This is a genomic window from Psychroflexus maritimus, from assembly GCF_011089875.1.
GTDB classification, from domain to species: domain Bacteria; phylum Bacteroidota; class Bacteroidia; order Flavobacteriales; family Flavobacteriaceae; genus Psychroflexus; species Psychroflexus maritimus.
In genome coordinates, this window is record NZ_JAANAS010000071.1 from 1 (window position 1) to 660 (window position 660).

Here is a 660-nt window from a genome sequence, read left to right on the forward strand (position 1 = left end):
CACAGGATTTCCAAGTTCAACATCAATAGCTTCACAAGTGCCTTGGTTGGCTATTATTGTAATATTGCCAGGAGGTGTTATTGAAGAAGGAATTATTGCATCGCCATTGATGGTCCAACCTTTATTGTTTATTAAGTCATTTCTTGCAGAAGTATTACAATAGCTTAGCCCTTGTACTCTAAAATTTTTATTGGTTAGGTTTTGGTCACTAAAACTTTGAAGAAGGGCATCATAATAATTTGAATTATAATTTTGAGTTGTTATAAAGAAAGCCCAATCTTGAGGACTATTGAAAACAACATCAGGATGAAAAGTCCAACTTGAAATATCCTGATTAAATGGAGAACCTTGAAATAGTTGACTCATATTTGTGACATTGCTAACATCCCAATTTTCTATCGGTTGATTAAAATTTGAAGAAGAAAACATATTGCTCATGTTGTTAACGCTGGACACATTCCAATTTGCAATAGGTTGATTAAATTGTGAAATATGAAACATACGTTCCATGTTTGATACATTGCTAACATCCCAATTTTCTAGTGGTTGGTTAAATCCACTATTTTCAAACATTAATCGCATATTGGTAACGCTACTTACATCCCAAGCGCCAATAGGTTGATTAAAGTTTAGCGCATGATGAAACATACGTTCCATGTT

Annotated in this window: 1 protein-coding gene; it reads right to left on the bottom strand. The window is 33.5% G+C overall.

What is annotated here, in order from left to right:
* Positions 1–660 (bottom strand): BspA family leucine-rich repeat surface protein (locus G7034_RS09140; RefSeq protein WP_166400660.1); only part of this gene is annotated, 660 nt, incomplete at both ends.